At 64.8% G+C, this 22,655-nt stretch carries 19 protein-coding genes, 1 pseudogene and 1 riboswitch; of the genes and pseudogenes, 9 read left to right on the forward strand and 11 right to left on the reverse strand.

Translation table 11 applies throughout. The features are described from left to right. Window position 1: 1 nt before the first annotated feature. A complete protein-coding gene (gene gcvH / locus AC066Y_RS14430) occupies window positions 2–367 on the reverse strand; it encodes a glycine cleavage system protein GcvH (RefSeq protein ID WP_146988090.1) in 366 nt (121 codons plus the stop codon). 20 nt (window positions 368–387) lie between these two features. After that, the gene (gene gcvT, locus AC066Y_RS14435) at window positions 388–1,533 is read right to left on the reverse strand and encodes a glycine cleavage system aminomethyltransferase GcvT (protein ID WP_478274434.1); all 1,146 of its coding nucleotides are present in this window, start codon (window positions 1,531–1,533) and stop codon (window positions 388–390) included. A 139-nt stretch (window positions 1,534–1,672) separates the two neighbouring features. After that, window positions 1,673–1,763, reverse strand: a riboswitch (glycine riboswitch). A gap of 203 nt (window positions 1,764–1,966) precedes the next feature. Here gcvT and alaS point away from each other — a divergent pair. Next, a complete protein-coding gene (gene alaS / locus AC066Y_RS14440; protein WP_478274435.1) occupies window positions 1,967–4,654 on the forward strand; it encodes an alanine--tRNA ligase in 2,688 nt (895 codons plus the stop codon). An 11-nt stretch (window positions 4,655–4,665) separates the two neighbouring features. Continuing rightward, window positions 4,666–5,916, forward strand: coding sequence for a cyclic nucleotide-gated ion channel (locus AC066Y_RS14445; RefSeq protein ID WP_478274472.1), 1,251 nt, complete (start codon window positions 4,666–4,668; stop codon window positions 5,914–5,916). Here AC066Y_RS14445 and AC066Y_RS14450 read toward each other — a convergent pair. The 3 genes from AC066Y_RS14450 to AC066Y_RS14460 form a co-directional block, all read right to left on the reverse strand. After that, a complete protein-coding gene (locus AC066Y_RS14450) occupies window positions 5,913–6,413 on the reverse strand; it encodes a DUF3455 domain-containing protein (protein ID WP_456722252.1) in 501 nt (166 codons plus the stop codon). The two genes, AC066Y_RS14445 and AC066Y_RS14450, sit on opposite strands and share 4 nt — an antisense overlap. A 37-nt stretch (window positions 6,414–6,450) precedes the next feature. Next, on the reverse strand, window positions 6,451–7,665 hold the full coding sequence (locus AC066Y_RS14455) for an NADP-dependent isocitrate dehydrogenase (protein WP_092115336.1): 1,215 nt from the start codon (window positions 7,663–7,665) through the stop codon (window positions 6,451–6,453). A gap of 161 nt (window positions 7,666–7,826) precedes the next feature. Continuing rightward, window positions 7,827–9,554 (reverse strand): alpha/beta hydrolase family protein, encoded by a 1,728-nt coding sequence (locus tag AC066Y_RS14460; RefSeq protein WP_478274436.1) that lies wholly within the window; start codon window positions 9,552–9,554, stop codon window positions 7,827–7,829. 318 nt (window positions 9,555–9,872) lie between these two features. Here AC066Y_RS14460 and AC066Y_RS14465 point away from each other — a divergent pair, with 318 nt between their 5' ends. Next, window positions 9,873–11,072, forward strand: coding sequence for a TrmJ/YjtD family RNA methyltransferase (locus tag AC066Y_RS14465; protein ID WP_478274437.1), 1,200 nt, complete (start codon window positions 9,873–9,875; stop codon window positions 11,070–11,072). Window positions 11,073–11,150: 78 nt separating this feature from the next. Here the strand turns inward: AC066Y_RS14465 and AC066Y_RS14470 are convergent. Further along, a pseudogene (locus AC066Y_RS14470) lies at window positions 11,151–12,140 on the reverse strand (IS30 family transposase); the annotation flags it as partial. 154 nt (window positions 12,141–12,294) lie between these two features. On the opposite strand from AC066Y_RS14470, the gene AC066Y_RS14475 reads away from it, so the two are divergent. Together AC066Y_RS14475 and AC066Y_RS14480 are read left to right on the forward strand one after the other, a co-directional pair. Next, window positions 12,295–12,486: a hypothetical protein gene (locus tag AC066Y_RS14475; protein WP_478274438.1), complete on the forward strand. Its 192-nt coding sequence runs from the start codon at window positions 12,295–12,297 to the stop codon at window positions 12,484–12,486. Window positions 12,487–12,855: 369 nt separating this feature from the next. Further along, window positions 12,856–13,701 carry a c-type cytochrome gene (locus AC066Y_RS14480; protein WP_478274439.1) on the forward strand — a complete coding sequence of 282 codons (846 nt, stop codon included), beginning with the start codon at window positions 12,856–12,858 and terminating at the stop codon, window positions 13,699–13,701. Between the two features lie 35 nt (window positions 13,702–13,736). Here AC066Y_RS14480 and AC066Y_RS14485 read toward each other — a convergent pair whose 3' ends face one another. The 4 genes from AC066Y_RS14485 to AC066Y_RS14500 all read right to left on the reverse strand — a co-directional run bounded on the left by AC066Y_RS14485 (window position 13,737) and on the right by AC066Y_RS14500 (window position 18,203). Continuing rightward, window positions 13,737–14,507, reverse strand: a complete 771-nt coding sequence (locus AC066Y_RS14485; protein WP_478274440.1) for an SDR family NAD(P)-dependent oxidoreductase — start codon at window positions 14,505–14,507, stop codon at window positions 13,737–13,739. A gap of 11 nt (window positions 14,508–14,518) precedes the next feature. Next, window positions 14,519–16,183 (reverse strand): thiamine pyrophosphate-binding protein, encoded by a 1,665-nt coding sequence (locus tag AC066Y_RS14490; RefSeq protein WP_478274441.1) that lies wholly within the window; start codon window positions 16,181–16,183, stop codon window positions 14,519–14,521. A gap of 118 nt (window positions 16,184–16,301) precedes the next feature. Next, complete coding sequence (locus tag AC066Y_RS14495; protein ID WP_478274442.1) at window positions 16,302–17,528, reverse strand: ABC transporter substrate-binding protein; 1,227 nt, start codon at window positions 17,526–17,528, stop codon at window positions 16,302–16,304. Window positions 17,529–17,741: 213 nt separating this feature from the next. Continuing rightward, the gene (locus AC066Y_RS14500; RefSeq protein WP_478274443.1) at window positions 17,742–18,203 is read right to left on the reverse strand and encodes a PACE efflux transporter; all 462 of its coding nucleotides are present in this window, start codon (window positions 18,201–18,203) and stop codon (window positions 17,742–17,744) included. Window positions 18,204–18,289: 86 nt separating this feature from the next. On the opposite strand from AC066Y_RS14500, the gene AC066Y_RS14505 reads away from it, so the two are divergent. Both AC066Y_RS14505 and AC066Y_RS14510 read left to right on the forward strand, forming a co-directional pair. Continuing rightward, window positions 18,290–19,180 carry a LysR family transcriptional regulator gene (locus tag AC066Y_RS14505; protein WP_478274444.1) on the forward strand — a complete coding sequence of 297 codons (891 nt, stop codon included), beginning with the start codon at window positions 18,290–18,292 and terminating at the stop codon, window positions 19,178–19,180. 94 nt (window positions 19,181–19,274) lie between these two features. Then, window positions 19,275–20,003 (forward strand): SDR family oxidoreductase, encoded by a 729-nt coding sequence (locus AC066Y_RS14510; RefSeq protein WP_478274445.1) that lies wholly within the window; start codon window positions 19,275–19,277, stop codon window positions 20,001–20,003. Window positions 20,004–20,014: 11 nt separating this feature from the next. Here AC066Y_RS14510 and AC066Y_RS14515 read toward each other — a convergent pair whose 3' ends face one another. Continuing rightward, a complete protein-coding gene (locus AC066Y_RS14515) occupies window positions 20,015–20,677 on the reverse strand; it encodes a TetR/AcrR family transcriptional regulator (protein WP_478274473.1) in 663 nt (220 codons plus the stop codon). Window positions 20,678–20,944: 267 nt separating this feature from the next. Here AC066Y_RS14515 and AC066Y_RS14520 point away from each other — a divergent pair, with 267 nt between their 5' ends. Then, on the forward strand, window positions 20,945–21,487 hold the full coding sequence (locus tag AC066Y_RS14520) for an OsmC family protein (protein ID WP_050402025.1): 543 nt from the start codon (window positions 20,945–20,947) through the stop codon (window positions 21,485–21,487). A 35-nt stretch (window positions 21,488–21,522) separates the two neighbouring features. Next, a complete protein-coding gene (locus tag AC066Y_RS14525) occupies window positions 21,523–22,650 on the forward strand; it encodes an acyl-CoA dehydrogenase family protein (RefSeq protein ID WP_478274446.1) in 1,128 nt (375 codons plus the stop codon). The last annotated feature ends 5 nt before the right edge of the window (window positions 22,651–22,655 follow it).

The raw sequence follows: 22,655 nt of genomic DNA on the forward strand, positions 1-22,655 counted from the left end.
CTCAGGCGGTGTGCGCGGCGTAGGCGGCCTCGTCCATCAGGCCGCCGAGTTCGCCCTTGTCGGCAATCCTGAGCTTGAAGAACCAGGCCTTGCCGCCGGCATCCGAATTGACCAGCGCGGGCTCGGCGGCGAGCGCCTCGTTGACCTCGATCACTTCGCCGGTGATCGGCGCGTAGACGTCGGAGGCGGCCTTGACGGATTCGACGACCGCGGCGGCCTCGGCTTTCTTCAGGCTGCGGCCGACCTTGGGCAGTTCGACGAACACGACGTCGCCGAGCTGCGACTGCGCGTAATCGGTGATCCCGATCGTGGCGACGTCGCCCTCGATGCGGAGCCATTCGTGGTCGGACGTGTACAGCGTCGTCATGGGGATCGATCCTTTGGCGTTTAGCGTTTGTAGGTATTGGGGACGAAGGGCGTGGCGGCGACCTTGAGCGGCAGCCGTTGGCCGCGCACTTCGGCGAAAACCGTGGTGCCGAGCGCGGAAAGGGATGTCGGCAGATAGCCCATCGCAACCGGCGCATTGAGGCTCGGGCCGAAGCCGCCCGAGGTCACCTTGCCGATCGGCTCGGTCGAGGTCGGATCGGCGAACAGGGCAGCGCCTTCGCGCACCGGTGCGCGGCCGTCGGGCTTCAGGCCGACGCGGCGGCGAGCGGCGCCCTGTGCGAATTGCGCGAGAATCTTGTCGGCGCCAGGAAAACTGCCGGCCCGGGCGCCGCCGCTGCGGCGGACTTTCTGCACCGACCATTCCAGCGCGCCTTCGACCGGGGTCGTCGTGGTGTCGATATCGTGGCCATAGAGACAAAGCCCGGCCTCGAGCCGCAGGCTATCGCGCGCGCCGAGCCCGATCGGCAGCACGTCGGGATTGTCCAGGAGTGCGGTGACCAGGGCCTCCGCCTTGTCTGCGGGCACGGAAATCTCAAAACCGTCCTCGCCGGTATAGCCGGAGCGAGAGACGAAGCAGTCGATGTCGCCAACGCGGCGGGGACCAGCGTCCATGAATTTCATCGAACTGACATCTGCACAAAGTTTCGCCAGCGCCGATTCGGCCTTTGGTCCCTGCAATGCGATCAGCGCGCGGTCGGCCAGCGACACGATCTCGCACGCGTCGGAGAGATGCGCGCGCAGATGCGCCTCGTCCTCGGCCTTGCAGGCCGCGTTGACCACCAGGAACAGGTGATCGCCGAAATTCGCGACCATCAGGTCGTCGAGCAGTCCGCCGTCGTCGTTGGTGAATTGCGCGTAGCGCTGCCGTCCCGGCGCGATGCCGACGATGTCCTGCGGCACCAGTTTTTCCAGCGCGAGCGCCGCGTCGCCGACCTTGCCGGATTTGGCCTTCAGCACGAGCTGTCCCATGTGGGACACGTCGAACAGGCCGGCCTCCTTGCGGGTGTGCAGGTGCTCCTTCAGCACGCCGGCCGTGTATTGCACCGGCATGTCGTAGCCGGCGAACGGCACCATCTTGGCGCCGCGCGCCAGATGCAGCGCGTGCAGCGGGGTCTGTTTCAGCGGGGAGGTTTCGCGCGCAAGCATCACAGGGCCCTCGCGGTTCCCGCCGGGGACCTATTTCCCCTTGAGAAACCTGCAGAAAGCCCCATCTGTCGCTGTGCCTGAGAGTATTATCCCGTCGGCGGACGCATCGGGGAGAACCCAGCGCCTCTTTCCAGATGTTAGACGTCACGCGGTCCTTTTGCCTGAGAGTTTCCGGGGCGGTTGCTCCTTCGGCGCCGGCAGTAAGGCCGGTCTCTCCCGACGTGACGGGGTAACAGGTAGGTAGAAAACACGGCGCCACCAAGACTGTCAACGCAGCTCTTGCTGCTATCCAATGGGGCTTTGTGCTGCCGCGGCAAGCCCATGATCCGCCTGCACAGTTTCTGGACACCGCAGCTGGCAATGTCTAAAAGCGTTCGGCCGGAAAATGACGCCTTTTTGCGGCTGGCCGGCCCCTTTTTCCGATTGGATGAACATGAGCAGCGTCAACGACATCAGGTCGACATTTCTGAACTTCTTCAAGGAGAACGGCCACGAGATCGTGGCGTCGTCGCCGCTGGTTCCGCGCAACGACCCGACCCTGATGTTCACCAATGCCGGCATGGTGCAGTTCAAGAACGTCTTCACCGGCGTCGAGAGGCGCGGCTATCAGCGTGCCACGACGTCGCAGAAGTGCGTCCGCGCCGGTGGCAAGCATAACGACCTCGACAATGTCGGCTACACCGCGCGCCATCTCACCTTCTTCGAGATGCTCGGCAACTTCTCGTTCGGCGACTACTTCAAGGAGCGCGCGATCGAGCTCGCCTGGAATCTGATCACCAAGGATTTCGGGCTGAAGAAGGACAAGCTGCTCGTCACCGTCTACCACACCGACGACGAGGCGGCGGGCTACTGGAAGAAGATCGCGGGCTTCTCGGATGATCGCATCATCCGCATCGCGACCTCGGACAATTTCTGGGCGATGGGCGATACCGGCCCGTGCGGTCCGTGCTCCGAGATATTCATCGATCGCGGCGAGCATGTCTGGGGCGGACCTCCGGGCAGCCCGGAAGAGGACGGCGATCGCTTCCTCGAATTCTGGAACCTGGTGTTCATGCAATACGAGCAGGTGACGAAGGAGGAGCGCGTGGCGCTGCCGCGTCCCTCGATCGACACCGGCATGGGGCTGGAGCGCATGGCCTGCATCCTGCAGGGCGTCGAGAGCGTGTTCGAGACCGATCTGTTCCGCCACCTGATCGATGCGGCCGCTTCGGCCCTCGGCCATGGGCCGAACCCGCAGAACGTGGCGTCGTACCGGGTGATGGCCGACCATCTGCGCTCTTCGGCGTTCCTGATTGCCGACGGCGTGCTGCCGTCGAACGAGGGCCGCGGCTATGTGCTGCGCCGGATCATGCGCCGCGCGATGCGCCACGCGCAGCTTCTGGGTGCGAGCGAGCCCCTGATGCATCGCCTGGTCTGGGCGCTGGTCCGCGAGATGGGCCAGGCCTATCCGGACCTGGTGCGCGCGGAGAAGCTGATCGAGGAGACACTGCAGCTGGAAGAGACCCGCTTCCGCAAGACGCTGGTGCGCGGCCTGTCGATCCTCGACGAGAAGAGCGCCGGCCTCAAGAAGGGCGACATGTTCGACGGCGACACCGCGTTCACGCTGTACGACACCTATGGTTTCCCGCTGGACCTGACGCAGGACGCGCTGAAGTCGCGCGGCATCAGCGTCGACCAGGCCTCGTTCACCGACGCGATGAACCGTCAGCGCGAGAAGGCGCGCGCCTCCTGGGCAGGCTCGGGCGAGGCGGCGACTGAGGCCATCTGGTTCCCGCTGCGCGAGAAGCTCGGTGCGACCGAATTCCTCGGCTATGAGACCGAGAGCGCGGAAGGCGTGGTGACGGCGCTGGTCAAGGACGGCGCTGCGGTCGACGGCCTCAAGGCCGGCGAGACCGGCGCGATCGTGCTGAACCAGACGCCGTTCTATGCGGAGTCCGGTGGTCAGGTCGGCGACGTCGGCATCCTGACGGGCGAGGGCGTCAAGTTTCGCGTTACCGACATGCAGAAGAAGGCCGGCGACCTGTTCGTGCATGTCGGCACGGTGGAGCAGGGCACCCTGAACGTCGGCACCGCCCTGCAGCTCGAGGTCGACCACGCCAGGCGTTCGTCGATCCGCGCCAATCACTCGGCGACGCATCTGTTGCACGAGGCGCTGCGCCAGGTGCTCGGCGATCACATCGCGCAGCGCGGCTCGCTGGTCGCGCCCGATCGCCTGCGCTTCGATTTCGTGCATCCGAAGCCGATCACGCCGGAAGAGCTCGCCCGGGTCGAGGACATCGCCAATGATGTCGTGCTCGAGAATGACGAGGTGACGACCCGCGTCATGGGTGTCGACGACGCCCGCGAGGCCGGTGCGCGCGCGCTGTTCGGCGAGAAGTACGGCGACGAGGTTCGCGTCGTCTCGATGGGCAAGAGCGCCCGCGAGCACGGCCAGAACGCGCTTGGCTGGTCGGTCGAGCTCTGCGGCGGCACCCATGTTCGTCGCACCGGCGACATCGGCCTGATTTCGGTGACCAGCGAGAGCGCGGTCGCGTCCGGCGTCCGCCGCATCGAGGCGCTGACCGGACATCATGCGCGCAAGCACGCCAACGACACGATGACACTGGCGAAGACCGCGGCGGCCGAACTGCGCACCACGATCGAGGATGTGCCGTCGCGCATCGCGGCCCTGATGGAGGAGCGCAAGAAGCTCGAGCGCGACCTGTCGGATGCCCGCAAGAAGCTCGCGATGGGCGGCGGAGCATCGTCGAATGGTGCGGCCTCCGGCGTTCGCGAGGTCGGCAACGTCAAGCTGCTCGCGCGCGCGGTCGAAGGCGTCGAGACCAAGGACCTCAAGAGCCTGGTCGACGACGGCAAGAAGCAGATCGGCTCCGGCGTGGTCGCGATCGTCGGCGTCACCGAGGACGGCAAAGCCGGCATCGTGGTCGGCGTCACCGCCGACCTGACCTCGCGCTTCAACGCGGTCGAGCTGGTGCGCAAGGGCTCCGAGGTGCTCGGTGGCAAGGGTGGCGGTGGCCGGCCCGACATGGCGCAGGCAGGCGGGCCAGATGGCGCCAAGGCCGACGCCGCGCTGTCGGCGATCGAGCAGGCCATGACTCAACAGGCATCGGCCGGCGCCTGACGGAGAGGCTGATCGTGGCGACGGCTCCGCTCAAGCCCACGATCAGCGATCCCGGACTGCGGGGGCGTCTCTACGAGCTGCTCGAGCAGGACCACCTGCCATATTCGGTCGGCGCGCGATTTGTCCGGCTCGTCGTCGCGATCATCACCGTCGATGTGCTGGCGGCGATCCTGGCGTCGGTGCCGGAGATCGACGTCCAATTCTGGTGGCTGTTCACGGCGATCGAGATCACCGCGGTGACCGCCTTCGCGCTGGAATATGCCGCGCGGCTCTGGAGCGTGGTCGGCCGCTCGCTGCGCGACATGACGCCGCTTCAGGCGCGGCTGGAATACGCCTTCTCGGCGCTCGGCGTGATCGACCTGCTCGCTTTCCTGCCGTCGGCCGTCGCGCTCGCGATCGGTGACAAGACCGCGCTGGTGCTGTTCGGTATGCTGCCGTTCCTGAAGCTGGTGCGCTATTCGACCGCGATGCGCTCGCTGCTGGCTGCATTGCACGCCGAGCGGCGCACGCTGTTCGGCTGCGTCGTGATCCTGACCGGCGCGGTGCTGCTGTTTGCCTCGCTGCTTTATGCGATCGAGCACAAGGTGCAGCCGGACAAGTTCGGCACCATGCCGCAGGCGATGTGGTGGGCGATCGTGACGCTCGGGACCGTCGGTTACGGCGACGTCGTCCCGGTGACGGTGCTCGGCCGCATCGTCACCGTGGTTGCGATCGTGGTCGGGTTTGCGATGATCGCGCTGCCGGTCGCGATCGTCTCGACCGCGTTCGCCGACGAGGTGCGGCGCCGCGACTTCGTCGTGACCTGGGGCATGCTGGCGCGGGTGCCGCTGTTCTCGCATCTCAACGCTGCCGAGATCGCCGACATCATGCGGCTCTTGCGGTCGCAGACCATCGAAGCCGGCGAGGTGCTGGTGCGGCGCGGAGATGCGGCGTCGTCGATGTATTTCATCACCGCCGGCGAGGTCGAGATCGACCTGCCGAGCCAACGGGTGCGGCTTGTCGACGGCGCATTCTTCGGCGAGATCGCACTGCTCCGGCGGACCAGCCGTTCCGGCACGGTGACGGCGATCCGGAAGACCAAGCTGCTGCTGCTCGATGCGCAGGACTTCCATGCCCTGATCGAGCGGATGCCGGCGCTCGCTGCGCATGTCCGGGAGACGGCGGAGGCGCGGCTCGCCGATCCGCTCGCGGTCGGTGGCGACCTTGCCGCCAGCGAGATTGCGCAGGCGCCGCACGAGACCGACGGCGGCATCCGCGATTAGTCGCGGCGCAGGAACACGTAATCCGCCGAATACGCCGCGCCCTTCAAGGCGCCGGCCTTGTCGCAGGCGCCGCCGAGCTCGCCGCCTGAGGTGTTGATCCGCTGCACGGTGTCAACGCTCGAGAGCACGCCATTGCCGCGGTGGGAGATCACCTCGAGCTTCAACCAGGCAATGTCTGCTGGCGTCGCGCCGGGCGCGCTGCCGGCGGTGCGGGCGGTCACGGCGCTGCCGTCCACATGCTCCCAGTTCGGCCCGGCATAGTGCCGGCCGACGGTGCGGCCATCGGCGATCAGGGTGGCGACCGGTTCGCGGAACGACCAGGCGAGCTTGCCGTCGGTGACCGGCTTGCACTCATACACCTGCACGCCCTCGGCATGGACGGTCAGGACCGCGGTCTCGTCGGGCGCGGCAACGGGGGCGGGCAGCGGGTCGGCAGCGAGTGCCGCCGATCCGGTCAGCAACAAGGATGCGAGCGTCACCCGGCCGGGAAAGGTCATGGTCACGCTCGCTGCTGTGTTCGGCAACAGGCGGCCGTTAGGCCGCCATCGCCTTTCCGAGATTCTCGGCAACCTTGTCGAGGAAGCCGGTGGTGGAGAGCCAGCGCTGGTCGGCGCCGACCAGGAGCGCAAGGTCCTTGGTCATGTAGCCCTCTTCGACGGTCGCGACGCAGACCTTTTCCAGGGTGGTGGCGAACTTCGCCAGTTCCGGGTTGTTGTCGAGCTTGGCGCGGTGCGCGAGGCCACGGGTCCAGGCGAAGATCGACGCGATCGAGTTGGTCGAGGTCTCCTTGCCCTTCTGGTGCTCGCGGTAATGGCGGGTGACGGTGCCGTGGGCGGCTTCGGCTTCCACCGTCTTGCCGTCCGGGGTGAGCAGCACCGAGGTCATCAGGCCGAGCGAGCCGTAGCCCTGGGCCACGGTGTCGGACTGCACGTCGCCGTCATAGTTCTTGCAGGCCCAGACATAGCCGCCGGACCATTTCAGCGCCGAGGCCACCATGTCGTCGATCAGGCGGTGCTCGTAGGTCAGGCCCTTGGCCTCGAATTCCTTCTTGAACTCGCGGTCGTAGATGTCCTGGAAGATGTCCTTGAAGCGGCCGTCATAGACCTTGAGGATGGTGTTCTTGGTCGAGAGGTAGACCGGGTAGTTGCGCAGCAGGCCGTAATTCAGCGAGGCGCGGGCGAAATCGATGATGGAGTCGTCGAGATTGTACATCTCCATCGCGACGCCGGCGCCCGGCGCCTTGAACACTTCCCGCTCGATCACGGTGCCGTCCTCGCCGACGAACTTCAGCGACAGCGTGCCCTTGCCGGGGAACTTGATGTCGGTGGCGCGGTACTGGTCGCCATAGGCGTGGCGGCCGATGATGATCGGCTTGGTCCAGCCGGGAACCAGTCGCGGCACGTTCTTGCAGATGATCGGCTCGCGGAAGATCACGCCGCCGAGGATGTTGCGGATGGTGCCGTTCGGCGACTTCCACATCTGCTTCAGGCCGAACTCCTTCACCCGGGCCTCGTCGGGGGTGATGGTGGCGCATTTGACGCCGACGCCGACCTTCTTGATGGCTTCGGCGGCGTCGATGGTCACCTGGTCATTGGTCTCATCGCGGTATTCCATGCCCAGATCGAAATAGAGCAGTTCGACATCCAGGAACGGGTTGATCAGCTTGTCCTTGATGTACTGCCAGATGATCCGGGTCATCTCGTCGCCATCGAGCTCGACGACGGGGTTGGATACCTTGATTTTTGCCATGACGGGGAGGCCCTCTTGGGAACGGCGCGCTTTTGACGGCGGGGGTGGAATACGCCTGCGCTATAGCACCGCCCGGGGACGGGCGGAAGCGCACCGGTTATGCACTTTCAGCCCATCTTTTCACCGAGAACCGCCATTCTGACGACGGCGCGTGACCCCCTCTAAATCGGGACCTGTGTCGCGGTCCCGGCCACGATGTACCAGGTCACGAACAGGCCCGCGATCAGGGCTCCCGGCAGGCTCGATCCGGTCCGCCGCCAGGTGAAGGTCGCGATCACGGCGACGATTGCCAGGAGCGGTACGAACTGGATCGCGACGATGGTCGAGAGCGGCACGAAACTGGGGTCCGGGATCGGGTTGAACAGCTTACCCGTCAGCCACAGCGTGCCGTATTGCAGCACCAGCAACACGATGAAACCGAGCGTCAGCGCCAGGATATTGGTCAGATAGAGCGCTGCGCGCGGGGCGCCCATGGTCGAGAAGTTCCGGTGCAGCACGTGCAGCGCCACCACGAAAAACGCCGTGAGCGGAATCAGATAGATCAGGAAGATGAGGAATTGCTTCGCGCTCATCAATTTGAGTGCGACGATCCAGAATCTGAAGTCGATCTTGAAGGCGAGGTCGGCGAGCCAGAGCGCGGCGTAGCCGACCGCAACCGAGGCCACCGCGATCACGACGGATTGACCGACGAGGCCGGCCCGGCTGGCGCGCTTCGGGGCGAACCACATCAGCGCCAGCGTGATCAGGCCGTTGATGATGGCCCACACCAGGATCTGGTTGGTGATGCCCTGCGGCAGGAACGCGCTCGGGGTGACAACAATGCCGCCCAGTGCAAAGGCTGGGTAGTAGGTCAGCGCCGGGATGAAGGCCGACAGGATGAACGCCGTGGTCCAGCGCCGGCCGCTCGCAGCCACGTGCGCCGGCATGGTGCCGTCGGCAACCGCGGGCAGCCGCAGGCGGGAGAACATCGGTGCCTCCAGCAGCCCGTCGAACGTCCCGATCATGAGCGCCACGAAGCCGATCAGAGCGATCAGGGTGCCGATCTCCTTGCGGAACCAGATCTGGTCATCGACTGGACGAGGGGTGCCGCCCTTCAACGTCTTGGCGAACCAGTCGAGGCTGTAGCCGATCGCCTCATGCGAGATGTGCTCGGCCGGATGGGTCATTGCGGGGGTGTACAGCACCCGGGCGGTGCCGGCGTCCGGATCGCCATAGACCTTGCCCGGCTCGACCACGCCTGGCGTGCCGAACAGGGCCCAGAGCTTCGGGCTCTTGGTGACGTCGCGGGCGAGGTCGACGCCCCACATCAGGGTGGAGAACTCCTCGTACTGGGCGAACACCAGCGCGGTGTTGCGCGGCCAGGTCGCGGTGCCCTCGGCGGCGAACGGCTTGCCGGTGGACGAGCCCTCCAGCACCATCGACTTGTAGTCGTTGGGCTGAGCTGCGGCCGCCGCCAGCACGGTCCAGCCGCCCATCGAATGGCCTTCGAGGCCAATGTTGTCCTTGTCGACGAATGGCAGGCTGCGGAGATAGGCAAGCCCGTCAGGTCCGCCAAAACCGTTGGCGAAGGAGGGCGGGTCGCTGTAGCCGTGGCCGGTCTGGTCGAGCGCCAGCACCACATAGCCGCGGCGGGCGAACTCGATGGCGAAGCCGTCCTGGGTCTCGCGCGAGTTGATGTAGCCGTGGACGGCCAGGATGCCGGGCGCCGGAATCTGCGGCGTCGCGTTCGGTGGGACGTAGAGCAGGGCGCTCATGGTGTTGCCATTGGCTCCCTTGAACCTGACATCCTCGATCCGGATGCCGCCTGCGGTCTGCGTGAGGTGGGCGAGCAGGCCCCCCGCCACGATCAAGACCACGCCCACAATCGCCAGCGCCCATCTGCCCCGCATCGTCGTCCCCCCCAAGTGCTTCGACCCAAGTGCCTCGCCGTTCAAGCGGCGTCTCAAGCGTGCCTTTACAGCTTCGCTTTGGTTGTGGTTGATAGCCTATCCGAAGGCGAAGCGCGCGCAAGCGGCGGCCTTCGCTCTGTGCGATTGGGATTCCGATTGAGGATTCGCAAACGCGGCTAACCCTGTTATCTCCTTGGAGAAAATGGCCCCCCGCAAAACCGGTGCAAAGCTGGTTGCGGGCCCTGCATAAGAGTTTGAATCAGCCGCTTCGGAAGCTGATTCAAAATCTTCAGACGTTGAATCAGAAAGTGAAGTGAGATGTCCGGCACCGACAAGACCAAGGCAGGGCACGACCTTGCCGGTCCCGTCGTCATCCTGGTCGAGCCGCAGCTTGGCGAGAACATCGGCATGGCCGCGCGGGCGATGGGCAACTTCGCGCTGACCCGGATGCGCATCGTCAATCCGCGTGACGGCTGGCCGAATGTCGCCGCGCAACGCGCCGCTGCCGGCGCCGACCACATCATCGGTTCCGTCGAGCTGTTCGACACCGTCGAGCAGGCGATCGCCGATCTCACGCTGGTGTTTGCGACCACCGCGCGCGCCCACGACCAGGCCAAGCCGGTGGTCGGGCCGGAAGGCGCCGCGAATGAGATCGTCGGCCATGTCGCCTCCGGCGGCGGAGCCGGCATCCTGTTCGGGCGGGAGCGCTCCGGCCTGACCAATGAGGAGGTCGCGCTCGCCAACCGCATCATCACCTTCCCCGTCAATCCGGGCTTCGCCTCGCTCAACCTCGCGCAGGCGGTGCTCTTGATGGGCTACGAATGGTTCAAGCTCTCGACTGCGGGCGCGCTGCCGTTCGCGATGCCGGAGCGGTCGGAGCCGGCCTCCCAGCACCAGATGCAGGCGTTCTTCGACAACCTCGTCGCCGAGCTCGACAAGGTCGAGTTCCTGCGTCCGGCGGAGAAGCGCGACACCATGCTGGTGAACCTGCGCAACATCTTCACCCGGATGGATCCGACCAAGCAGGACATGCACACGTTGCACGGGGTGGTGATGGCCATCGCCGAAGGTCGCAAGGGCCCGGCAAAGGGCGGGGTGCTCGACGGCGCCCAGGCGACCCGGCTGCGGGCGCTGCTCGCCGAGCAGGGAGGGAGCGGCGCCGTCGCCGACAACTCCAGCTCCGTGCGCGGCCTCGCCCGGCTGCTCCGCCGCAACCCGACCGACGCCGAGCGGATCCTGTGGCAGGCCCTGACGCGGGATCGCCGCTTCGCCGGCCAGTTCAAGCGCCAGACCCCGGTCGGCCGCCACATCCCTGACTTCGTCTCCTTCGTGCACCGGCTCGCGATCGAGCTGGTCAATCCGAACGAGAGCGACGCCATCGGGACGGACCGCGCCAATCGCCGCGCCTGGCTCGAGGCGCGCGACTATCGGGTGGTCGACATGCAGGTGGCCGATGTCGAGCGCGACCTCGACGGCGAGCTGGCGCGGCTGGAGCGGAGTCTTCAGCAGGGGCGGTGATCTTTCGCCGGCTGAGAGTCTGATTGCGTCGAGATCGATCGCGGGCCTCTCCACACGTCGTCCTGGCGAAAGCCAGGAGGTGGACTCACATTCGAAGTGCAACACTTGATCGGCAAAGGACTCCGCAGGCGTGCGGTAGTCAAGGCATTTGCGTGGGGTGTTGTTGTAGGTGGCGATGAACTGGCGGAATCTGGCGGTCGAGAGGGTTGCGAGATCCGTTTTGCGAGGGATGAAGCGGCGCATCCTGCCGATGGCGTTCTCGATACCACCCTTCTGCCAGGGCGCGTGGGGATCGCAGAAGAAGGTCTCGATCGAGAGGCGATGCAGCGCCAGGTGACCGGCAAACTCGGTGCCGTTGTCGAAGGTGACAGTCTGGCGCAGCTCTTGTGGAAGGGTGGCGAAGAGGCGCACGAGATGGCGGACGACACCGCGCGCAACCTTGCTGGCGAGGCGGATGCCGAGCAGCAGACGCGAGGTGCGCTCATGCACGGTCAGCACCGCCTGACCATATTTGGAGAACATCATCAGGTCGGCCTCCCAATGTCCGGGGACATTGCGGTCGGCAGCCTCGACCGGCCGCTTGTCCAGCGAAACACGGCCTTCGATGAAGCTTGCGGGACTGCCGCCCCTCTTGCCGCGGGGGCCGCGCTTGCTCTTGGCGCGCGGCAGGTAGCGTCGCCAGCTGAAGTCCGAGGTGCGTCGGATCTGGGCGTAAATGAAGCGGTAGATGGTCTCGTGGGAGATCAACTTGCGGCCGTGGTCGCGGGCCAGCCGGCCGGCGATCTGCTCGGGCGACCAGCCCCGACCCAGGCGTTCCAACACCGCGCGGCGCAGGACGGGCTCCCGTTCGAGGCGTCCGCCCGTCCAGCGCCGCGCTCGCATCTGTTGCTGGGCATAGCTGGGTTTGTAGCCCACCTGAGCGCCCCCATTGCGGTTCAGCTCCCGAGAGATCGTTGATGGCGGGCGATCCAAAGCTGCCGCGATTTGCCGGACCGAGCTGCCATTGGCCGAAAGCCGGGCAATCTCGCATCGATCTTCGAGAGAGAGCTGCTTGTAAGTCCGCCCCATGGCAACACCTCCAGTCGGAAGTGTTGCACTTCGTTTGTGAACTCAGGGGACCCATAACCACCGCATTCGGTGATGAACGGGACCGCGGCCCCGGCGTCGCGCTACAATTGAGATTTGGGGTAATGGGTCCTGGCTTTCGCCAGGACGACACTGAATGTGGCATTGCCGACATCCTCAATCGTCGTCCCTGCGAAGCTTCGCGGCTGAAAAAATCGCGTTCGCGCTATCCGACCGGGATGTAGGCGGTGCCTTTGGTTCTGGCCTGGCCGAAGTTGCTGGCGGCGCACTTGGCTTGGTTCTCGCCGTCGTGATCGTCCTCGGGCGAATTGCCGATATCGAGGACTGATCGGCTCCCTGCGGCGTTTGCGCCTCAATGCTGCACTGGTTGCAAGGTGCTCGAGCGGATAGCGATTGGTCGGTGAGGTCGATCCTATCCTGCCCCTCGAACTTCAGCGTGGTCTTGCTGCCTTCTCAAACACGTGAAATCTGCTAGAGTTTGTCTGGCCAGCCCTCCGGCAATCGGATCTGTAGAAGAGAGGGCGGCGATCGTACCATCGATCCGCGCGCGGCGTTTCTTGCCCGCCAGCTACGTAATGTTGCACACAGCCTTCGCAGCGTTGAAACCGGTGCGCATATTTTTTGCTGACGTACTTCTTTGAAGCCAGACATCGATCAGAGTTCAATCGCCATATTTTAATTGATTGGAGGCGTCGTCATGATCCGTATCGGATCGCTAGCGCTCGTTATCGGTGCGGTATTGAGCAGCCCGGTCAGCGCAGAATCGGAATTGGTCGCGCGCGGTGATTATCTGGTCAACGGCATCCTGACCTGCGGCAATTGCCATACCCCGAAGGGACCGTCAGGCGAGATCAGGGACAAGGCTTTTTCCGGCGGCACGTCATGGGATCAGCCACCGTTCAAGGTCACGGCCTCGAACATCACGCAAGACAAGGAAACCGGCATCGGCAATTACACCGACGCCGAACTCAAGCAACTGCTGCGCAAGGGCGTCAAGCGCAACGGCGCGCGGGTCGCCATGATCATGCCGAGCGGCTTCTACGAGATCATGACCGATCGCGATCTCGATGCGGTGATCGCTTATCTGCGCACGGTCAAGCCGATCAGGAATGCGGTGCCGGAGCCGGTCTACAAGATGGCACAAGGACATCCTGTTCCCCCGGGCGGTGAAAGCCCGTACACCGAAGCGGTGTTGAGCGACAAGGTGCAGCAGGGATTCTACCTCGTCACGATTGCGCACTGCATGGAGTGCCATACCCCGATGGGGCCGCAAGGGCGAGAATTTGCGACCAGCATGGGCGCTGGCGGCGGCAAGTTTACGGGACCCTGGGGCGTCTCGGTTTCGCGGAACATCAGCTCCAGCAAGACCAAAGGCATTGGCGGTTGGACTGACGACGAGATCAAGCGCGCGATCACTCAGGGCGTCAGCAAGGACGGCAGCAAGCTCAATCCGCCGATGGGCTTCCATTACTACGCCACTGTGTCGGCTGCCGATCTCGACGCCATCGTCGCCTATCTGCGCACGATGCCGCCAAAAGAATAGTCTGATAGCCGCAACGCGCCCCGCTGAAGCGCTCCTCAGGCCGCGCTGTAGCCGCCGTCGACCACCTGCGATGCGCCTGTCATGAAGGACGCCTTGTCCGAGCACATCCAGACCACGGCCTCCGCGATTTCCTCGGGCACGCCCAGGCGACGTACGGGCACCTTGGCGATGATCTCGTCATAACGTTCGTCCATCGTCTCCTTGGTCATTGGCGTTTTGATGTAGCCGGGATTGACGCAATTCACGCGGATGCCGTCCTGGGCGTATTCGATCGCAGCAGATTTGGTTAGCCCGACGACGCCGTGCTTGGCCGCGACATAGTGGGCCGACGTGGCAAGGCCGACCAGCCCGGCGATCGAGGCGGTGTTGACGATCGCGCCGCCGCCGCCCTGCCTCAGCATTTGCGCAACCTCGTATTTCAGGCACAGGAACACGCCCATCAGATTCACCGAAAACATCTTCGCCACGGAGGACTGCGTGAGTTCATGGATGTGTTGGCCGGGCGGGCCGACAGAGCGTCCGGCCACGCCGGCATTGTTGAACGCGCAATCGATGCGCCCAAACGCCGACACCGTGCGTGCCACCATGTTGCCGACATCGGCCTCGTCGGTGACATCGCCCTGGATCGCGATCGACTGGCCGCCTGCGGCGTTGATGAGAGCGACCGTCTGTTCAATTCCATCCTTCGAGAGATCCGACACCGCCACGCGCGCACCCTCGCGCGCCATGGCAATCGCTGTTGCCCGACCGATGCCCGAGCCGCCGCCCGTCACCAATGCGGCCTTGCCGTCCAGAATGCCTGCCATGGGAAACTCCTCTAGCGCTTTCCTTCGATTGCGATCTCGACGAGGTACGGCCGGCGGGCCGCGATAGCCTTTGCGACTGCGCCAGCGATATCATCCGCCTTCTCGACCTTGACCGCCTCGACGCCCATGCCGGCCGCGAGATGCACGAAGTCGAGCGCGGGACCGGTGATATCCATGTTCTGATAGGGATGCTGGGTGCCGGCCTCGAAATTCTGCCGCCAGACATCCACATTGTGCTTGAGGATGCGGTACTCGCGGTTCGCGAGCACCACGAACACGATCGCAAGCTTGTGGTGCGCGGCGGTCCACAGCGCCTGGATCGCATACATCGCCGAGCCGTCGCCGGAGATCGCGACAACGGGACGGTCCGGCATCGCGACCTTGACGCCGATCGCGCCGGCAAGACCCTGGCCGATGCCGCCGCCACGTCCGCCGAAATAATCGCCGAAACCGCGATAGTCGAAGGCGCGGGCGAGATCGAGGCTCGCGGTGATGCTCTCATCGACGATGGCCACATCATCAGGCAGGGCACGACGAAGTTCCGCGGTCACGCGCGGCATGGAGCTCGGCTCGCGGTTCCAGCTCTTCTCGACGCGCCCGCGATAGGCTTCCTTCTCCTTCGCCTGCAGCTCGGCCAGCACAGCATTGCGGTTTTGCGCAGCCTGCCTGAAGTCCGCGCTCGCCTTGGCGCGCAACGCGTCCGTCAATGCACTGATGCTGACCGCAATGTCACCGACGATACCGGCATCGAGCCGATTGTTGAGCGCGAGGCGCTCGGCCGAGGCTTCGATCTGGAGCACGGATGCGCCGTGGGGAATGTGGCCATCAGGCGCGAACCAGATGTCCTCGAAGAACGGACCGCCGATCAGCAGGACGAGATCGGTATCGCCGAGCACCTTGCGTACCTGCCGGGCGTCGCCGGGGAGCGACTGACGATAGCTCGGATGGCTGGTCGGGAAGGGCGCGTGATGCCGCAACCCTTCGAACCACACGGTGGCGCCGATCGTTTCCGCAAGCGCGACCAACGCCTGCTCGCCGCCCGATCTCGCGACGTCGTCACCGGCGATGATGGCAGGATGGTGTGACTTGAGAAGCAGCGCAAGCATCGCTTCGATGCCTGCCGGATCGGGGCGTGTCGACCGCCACAGATTGTCCGGCGTCGATGCCTCGACCGCGGTCTCCTGTTCCAGGACGTCGATCGGGAGCGATACGAACACCGGCCCCTGCGGCGCATCGGTCGCCACCTTGAACGCGCGTCGCATGATTGGCGCGATCTCGTCGGCGCGCTCGATCTGAACGCTCCACTTTGTCACGGGTGCTGCCATCGCAACGAGGTCGTGGCCGAGCAGCGGATTGTTGAGCCGCATGCGCGTGTCCTGCTGACCGGCCGTCACGAGCACGGGCGAATTCGCTTTCAGCGCGCCATAGAGCGAACCGATACCGTTGCCAAGACCGGGAGCGACGTGCAGGTTGGCAACGGTGACGCGGCCCGATGCCTGCGCGTAGAAGCTGGCGGCGCTGACTGCGACGCCTTCATGCAGCGCCATGATGTATTCGAGTTGCGGAAATGCCGGCAGGCTGTCGAGCAGCGGCGTTTCCGTCGTGCCGGGATTGCCGAAGATATGACGCACGCCGTGCGACACGAACGACTCCATCAGCACACGGCGTCCACGCATTCACTTCCTCCCGGTTGGTTCGGCTCCGTTTCGCGCATCATCGGCCGATGAGCGGCCGATGGCAACCGCGAGACGGTTCGCGTACGCCGCGCCGGTTTTCGCGGAACGCCGTGGACGATCATGCCTTCGAAATGCCGCCGTCGATCACCGGTCCCATCGGCTCGTAGCGTTCGCCGCTGAAGCGCGTCAGTTGCAGTTGCTCGAGCGGATAGTAGTCGGTCGGCGAGGTGTTGATCTTGATGCCCGGCAGCAGCATGTCGGATTCGACATCCCTGAGGTTCGCCGCCTGCTTGATGATGCTTTCGGGCGAGACGTCGTCGCCGCACTGCTTGAGCACCTGAACCAGGATCTGGCTGGTCAGATAGCCGGTGACCGCGTAGATGTCGTTCTTGGCCGCCGCCGGATCGTATTTGTCGAGGAAGGCGCGCCATTTCTGAATGGCGGGATCGCTATCCCAGGCGGCGTCGACCGGATCTTTCAAATAGGCGCTCGAAATGATCCCCTTGGACACGTCGAAGCCCGCGGCCTTCAGGGTCGAGCCGGCGGAGGAGGCGTTGTTGCCGATGTAATGCGCCGGCTGCCAGCCGAGCTCGGCGATCTTCTTGATGCCTTGCGCGGCGAATTTCGGCGTGGTCATGCTCATGAACACGTTGGCACCGGCGGATTTGCAGCGGACCACCTGGCTGTCGATGGTCGGGTCTGATGTCTCATAGGACAACTCGGCGACGATTGCGGACGCCTTCGCGCCAAGTCCGTCCTTGAAACCCTTGAGCACGTCGCGTCCGAAATCGTCGTTTTGGTAGACGATGCCGATCTTGGGATCACTCTGTGTCGACAGGACATGTTGCGCGAAGGCCCGACCCTCGATCTGATAGCAGGGCTGGAAACCCATCGTGTAGGGGAAGTTCTTGTAGTCGCCGAACTTGGTGGCGCCCGAGGCGATGAAGAGGTGCGGGACCTTCTTCTGGTTCATGTACTTCATGATCGCGGCATTGGTCGGGGCACCGAGCGGCGCAAACAGCACGTCGATCTCGTCGCCTTCGACCAGCTTGCGCGCCTGCTCGACGGTCTTGGCCGGGCTGTAGGCGTCGTCATAGGTGATGTACCTGATCATGCGGCCGTTGATGCCGCCTTGCTCGTTGATCATCTTGAAATAGCCGCCAGGCGTACGGCCGATCGACGAATAGACCGCGGCCGGTCCCGAATAGGCGTCGATGTTGCCGATCACGATCTCGGTCTTGCCCTTGGCAATCGCAGGCTTGCCGAGCAGCAGCGTGGCCGACGTAGCGGCCGCGCCCTTGATGAGATGACGGCGGGTGAGCTGGTGTGAACGGTTCCTTGGCATTGTAGTCCTCTGCTTCTTCTTGTTGGCCGTTTTGGCATTGTTGGCCGTTTGGTAGCCTCTGACGGGCATGTCGGCTTCAGGCATCGTACCGCGCCAGTGTATGAGCGCGGCACAGCGGAACTTGTGCGCAGTCGCTACCATCAGGAATATTGCTGCGGTGTCAGGGTCCGGCGCGGCGCCGCAGATCACATGATCTGAGGCGCCGAGGGCCGATCAGGCCGGCAGGGCCCGGCTTGCCGTGCGGCCGTGCGCGCTGAGCTCGCGGACCGGGAAGACGCGATCGTAAGCGATGTTGAAGGCGAACGCGTAGACCAGATAGAACGCGACGATGGAGATATCCATCATCAGCGCGGCCCACAGCGAGATGCCGAGATACCAGGCGACGAACGGGATCAGCAGCACGATCAGGCCGGCCTCGAACAGCATCGCGTGAGCGACACGGATCGGCATCGTCTTGACGACACGGCCGGTGACGCGGACCAGCGCGTGGTCGAAGCCGAGATTGAACAGCAAGTTCCAGATCGTCGCCACCGTCGCCGAGACGACACCGATGACGCCCATATGGGCGACCGGCTGATTGAACAGCCAGGCGGCTGCCGGCGTGAAGATGGCGATACCGATCAGTTCGAACAGGACTGCGTGCCTGATCCGGTCGGAGAAGGAACGCATGGACATTTTGAAACCCTTTCTTGTCGTTGTGAACGGATTTCTATCTGATATTGTGGGATAAGAAAGTTAGGTAATATCTGGAAAAGAGATAGATGGCCGTTTCCATGGACCAGCTCGAATCCTTCGTGGCGGCGGCCGAGCAGGGCTCGTTCTCCGGCGCGGCCCGGCTGCTGAAGAAAGCGCAATCGGCCGTCAGCACCCACGTCGCCAATTTGGAAACAGACCTCGGGATCGCGCTGTTCGACCGGACCGGTCGCAACCCGGTGCTGACCGAAGCCGGTGCGCGGCTGTTGCCAGAAGCAAGATTGATCCTCGATCGCCGTGAGCATCTGATCGGCGTCGCGAGCAGTTTCGAGGCGCATGTCGAGAAGCGGTTGGTGGTGGCGATCGACGAGCTCTATCCGGAGAGCGCGGTCGGCGAGCTGTTTGCGGAATTCGCCAAGCGCTTTCCTCATGTCGAAGTGGAGCTGCTGTTTCCGATCATGGAGGACGTCAGCCGTCTCGTCCTCGACGGCAAGGCCGATGTCGGCGTGATGTGGCGGCAGGAGCATTTGCCGCCCGAGCTCGGCTTCAAGACCATCGGCTGGGTGCCGCTGCAGCTCGTGTGCGGAAAGAATCATCCGCTGGCGCATGGGCGGGTGGACTGGGAGGAGCTGAAGCGGCATCGCCAGATCATGGTCACGGTGCGCAACGAAGGCACCGAGCGGCATCGGCTTCGTGTCGCCGCGGAGGTGTGGTGGGTCGAGAGCCATTGGGTGATCCTGCAGATCCTCAAGCAGGGCGTCGGCTGGGCGCTGATCCCGGGGCACATCATGGCGAGCTCGCAGGTTGCCGACGAACTGGCAATTCCCGAGCTGGAATTCGACGAGGGCGCGCATCCCGTTGCGCTCGAAGTGGTCTGGCACAAGCAGCGGCCGGCGGGGCCGGCGGCAAAATGGCTGCGTCGTCGCTTCGCTGCGCGACCGCCGATGCTCCGCATGTGAAAGACATGCGCACCGCCGTTCATCGCATGGGAGCTGACATCGCGGCCGCGATGTGTTGCCATGCGTGCCGCACTGACCGGACAGGGTGGAGACGATGGCGAAGCAACTGGAAGGCAAGGTCGCGGCGGTGACCGGGGCGGCGTCGGGCATTGGACTTGCGAGCAGCGAGGCGATGCTGGCCGCGGGCGCGCGCGTGGTGATGGTCGACCGTGACGCGGCCGCGCTGCAAGCGCTCGCCAGCCGGCACGGCGATGCGGTGATCCCGCTGGTCATCGACCTGCTCGATCCGAAGGCCTGCGCGACGCTGTTGCCCGCGATCCTCGAGAGCGCCGGCCAGCTCGACATCCTGCACGCCAATGCGGGGATCTATGTCGGCGGCGACCTCGTCGATGCCGATACCAGCGCCATCGACCGGATGCTGAACCTCAACGTCAACGTCGTGATGAAGAACGTGCACGACGTGCTGCCGCACATGATCGCGCGCGGGACCGGCGACATCATCGTGACCAGCTCGCTCGCCGCGCATTTCCCGACGCCGTGGGAGCCGGTCTATGCGTCGTCGAAATGGGCGATCAACTGCTTCGTGCAGACGGTGCGGCGCCAGGTGTTCAAGCACGGCATCCGCGTCGGCTCAATCTCGCCCGGGCCCGTGATCAGCGCGCTGCTCGCAGACTGGCCGGCGGAGAAGCTTGAGGAGGCCAAGGCGGCGGGCAGCCTGCTGGAAGCCAGCGAGGTTGCCGAGGTCGTGATGTTCATGCTGACCCGGCCGCGCGGCATGACCATCCGCGACGTCGTGATGCTGCCGACGAATTTCGATCTGTAGCCGTTTCCGCGCTACACCGCGACCAGCTGCTCCGCCGCGCGGCCCGCGCGCTTCGCCTTCTTCAGTTTCGCCGGCGCGAACAGATTGCTTGCGGCGAGGCCCGCGGTGTCGGCGACCGTGGGGTCACAGGACACCATGGCGGCGACGATGGCGCCGTCGATCAACAGCGCGAGCTGATGCGCGAGCACGGCCGGCTCGGTCGCGCCCATCTCGCCGGCGAGCTTCTCGATATGCGCCAGCACCACTCTCTTGTGCTTCAGCGCGATGTTGCGGAACTGTTTGGCGTCCTTGTCGTGCTCGGCGACCGCGTTGATGAAGGGGCAGCCGTAGAAGCGTTCCTCGGCGAACCAGCTCTTCAGGGCGGGGAATATCCGTGCCAGCTTGGTCTGCGGATCGCCGCCGCCGGCCTCGATCGCGCCGATGAACCACTCACGCCACTGCTTGCCTTCGCTCTCCAGCACGGCATGCACAAGGTTGGTCTTCGAGCCGAACAGCTTGTAGAGCGTGGTCTTGGCGGTTCCGGCCTCGTCGATGATCGCATCGATGCCGGTGGCGTTGATGCCGTTCTTGCAGAACAGATGCGTCGCCGCATTCAGCAGGCGCCCACGCGCCGATTCATCGTCGCCGGCGGCGAACGCCGCGGCAGGTTTTTTCTTCGCAAGCGATTTGACCATGCGCGGCAGTAAATCGGAGCGCGGCGAAATCATCAAGCCGCATCTTCACGGGGGCGGGCATGTGCGCCGTCCTGCGCTCAAAATAATCGCGGCGGCGCGGCAGATGCACCGCGTTTGAGCAGTCGCGCCCTGATCAATCCGCAGGCAGGCACGGCTAAGCGCCTGCGGGATTTCGCCTTTTGATTTGGGGCGGGGCTGGCACGCTTCGTGCAGGAAACAGACCGTTCGGTATCCTGACCCAATCCATCGCTCCCAGGGAGAAAACTGATGACCGCTGTCGCTCAAAAAACCGCACTGACCGGCTGCCTCGCGCCGATCGACAGAGGCGGGCTCGAGCAGCTGATTGCCAACGGCAAGGCCAACCCGAAGGTCATCAAGACCTTGAAGTGCAGGACGGTGGCCGAGGGCAAGTTCCGTCATGCCAACTACATCCGCAACCTCGCGCCCTACATCGTCGACGAGCCGCCGGGGCTGCTCGGCGACGACACCGCGCCCAATCCGTCGGAGGCCTCGCTCGCCGCGCTCGGCTCCTGCCTTGCGGTCGGCCTGCACGCCAACGCGGTGCATCGCGGCTGGATCGTCAACAAGCTCGAATTGGAATTGGAGGGCGATCTCAACATCACCGCGGTGTGGGGCACCGGCGACGTCAGCGAGAAGCCGGTCGGCTTCACCGACGTCCGCGTCAAGGTCGACATGGAATGCGAGGGCGTCGCGCAGGACGAGATCGACGCGCTGGTGGCGCATGTGAAGAAGTGGTCGCCGGTCGCCAACACCTTCACCCGTCCCGTCAATCTCGAGGTCAGCGCGTAAGGCTCGACCGGCAATTCAAGGTGCGGAGACCAACCATGGGTTCACTGGCTTTATCGCGGGTCGCAGCTCAAGATCCCGCACCGACCATTACGGACGAGGTCGCGCGTCTGGCGCGTCAGGAGCTGGCACCGCTCGCATCCGCGATCGATGCCGGCTCGGTCTATCCCGGCGAATTCCTGCGCCGGCTCGGCAAGGTCGGCGCGTGGAGCAGCCACGTACCGCAGGAGGGGCCTGCCGACCTGCGTTGGGCGATCCAGTCGATGGCCGCGCTCGGCGAGGTCTGCGGCGCCACCGCCTTCATGGCGTGGTGCCAGAACACGCTGGTCTGGTACGTCGCCAATTCCACCAACATGAAGCTCGCCGCGCGCTTCGGCAATTGCTTTTCCAGCGGGCGCGCGCTCGGCGGCACCGGGCTCTCCAACCCGATGAAGAGCTTCTTCGGCATCGAGCGGCTGAAGCTGAAGGGCCGCAAGGTCGATGGCGGCTACATCGTCCGCGGCGCGCTGCCCTGGGTGTCCAATCTCGGACCCGACCATTACTTCGGCACGATCTTCGAGCGCGAGGACGAGGGCAGCAAGGGCGAGCCAGGCAGCACCGTGATGTTCCTTGCCGATTGCTCCGACCCCGCGATCACGCTGACGCCGTGCAAGCCGTTCCTGGCGATGGACGGCACCGGCACCTACGGCGTCCAGTTCCGCGACGTGTTCGTGCCGGACGAGCTGATCCTGGCCGAGCCGGCTGCGCCGTTCGTCAAGAAGATCCGCGCCGGCTTCATCCTGCTGCAGGCCGGCATGGGCCTCGGCCTGATGAAGGATTGCATCAACATCATGGACGAAGTCCATGCGCCGCTCGGTCACGTCAACCGCTATCTGCCGCAGCAGCCGCTGCAATTCCGCGAGCTCTATGCCGAGTTCGAGAAGGAGGCGATGACGCTGGCAAGCGATCCCTACAACGCCGATGACAGCTATTGGCGCCGCGTCGTCGCGCTGCGCCTGCGGATCGGCGATGCCAGCGTCGCGTTCGCGCATGCGGCGATGCTCCATTGCGGCGCGCGCGGCTATCTGATGAGCCACCGCGCCCAGCGCAGGCTGCGCGAGGCCTATTTCGTCGCCATCGTCACGCCTGCCACCAAGCAGCTGCGCAAGATGCTGGCGGACGGCTGACCAGG

The organism is Bradyrhizobium sp. USDA3010 (assembly GCF_056429065.1).